A 1,269-nucleotide genomic window follows, 5' to 3' on the forward strand; every position below is an offset into this window, starting at 1 on the left:
TGGACAATAATGTGTCAACAACTTTGCTAAATTAGAAATTAACAAATCACTTCAAGCAAGTATGGGTTGCTCAACTCCCTTAACTCAGTGTCCAGTATTGATGGTGCAGATCAGTTCCAAAATGTACACCTTTGTGGGCAATGTAACCCTAGATGTAATCAGTAAAAATAATGGTAAACTGCTCTCTACTGATATTAGATTTCCATCACGCTCTATAGTCCCTAACCTTCCTCTTTGGTCGACCAATATCTTGTACTTGCTCTCTTGAACCTAGGTAATGCGAGTCATCACCAATAAGAAAAAACTCACAATAGAGTCGCCTCACCTTATAAAGCGTGACACAAATCATTAATATCAATGAGGTTTATATGAACAATAGAGTATTTATATTACTTTCTTACCAGCATTAGCCCTATCAGGAACAGCATAAATATAATTCCAGAGCGAGAAAAGAAGACAAGGTATCGTCTTCTTTATGGGTATAAATAAATTTGAAGCTGCAATTGGTGGCTTGGTTTTCGCAGAATTAGAGGTTTCGCATTAATGTTTATACGGTTATTAAAGTACTCCATGATAACATTTGCTTTTTCATTGTTTGTTAGATTAATTGGTCAAGAATTTTTCCCTGAAATAGTTAACAAAGAAAGTGTGTCTTGGTTTTTCCTATGGCTAACCGTAGGAAGTATATTCTTCACTTCATTTACACCAATAGTTATAGCCATTATTGATAAGAGCATGAAAAATAGAGTATTTATAATCGCCCTATCATTATTACTTCCTTTTGTTGGCGGTTTTTTTTCTTACTTCTTAATTAAAAGTAACATGCAAACAAATCATAAATAGTAATGTACGCATCCAACTATACGCTCGTTTCACAACCCACGTTTAGTTTCGCCTTAAGGTCTTGCCGGCGAATATAATCACTGAGCGTACTGGCTGAAATATCGAGCAACTTGGCAATCGATGCCTAGCTTAATCCCATGCGTAAGTATTCCACTATTTTATATTTTTGCTTATCAAGCTTTAAGTTTTTAGCCGGTCCTTTGGGTCTACCACCGATAATGCCCAGTTTACGTTTGGCATCTAAGGCTTCTTTGGTACGGCTTGAGGTTGCCACAGCAAAAGTAGATAAGATCAAGCTTTTCACACTGTATTGTCCAAAAGCGAATTACAAAAAGCGAAATGATGATACAGGTTGATATTACGACAAACTAGTTCATGCATGCTTTTATCAGCCTATTTTTCATTGGTCTAACAAACTTTGGGGCA

General features: G+C 36.2%; 2 protein-coding genes. One reads left to right on the forward strand and one right to left on the reverse strand.

The window, feature by feature from the left end; genetic code table 11:
* Nucleotides 1-570: 570 nt before the first annotated feature.
* The gene (locus F0226_RS22295) at nucleotides 571-843 is read left to right on the forward strand and encodes a hypothetical protein (protein WP_171737680.1); all 273 of its coding nucleotides are present in this window, start codon (nucleotides 571-573) and stop codon (nucleotides 841-843) included.
* Between the two features lie 124 nt (nucleotides 844-967).
* Here the strand turns inward: F0226_RS22295 and F0226_RS22300 are convergent, their stop codons facing one another.
* Nucleotides 968-1,147 (reverse strand): hypothetical protein, encoded by a 180-nt coding sequence (locus F0226_RS22300; protein WP_171737681.1) that lies wholly within the window; start codon nucleotides 1,145-1,147, stop codon nucleotides 968-970.
* Nucleotides 1,148-1,269: the final 122 nt, after the last annotated feature.

Origin of the sequence: Vibrio sp. 99-70-13A1 (genome assembly GCF_013114625.1) — a bacterium.
Lineage (GTDB): Bacteria > Pseudomonadota > Gammaproteobacteria > Enterobacterales > Vibrionaceae > Vibrio.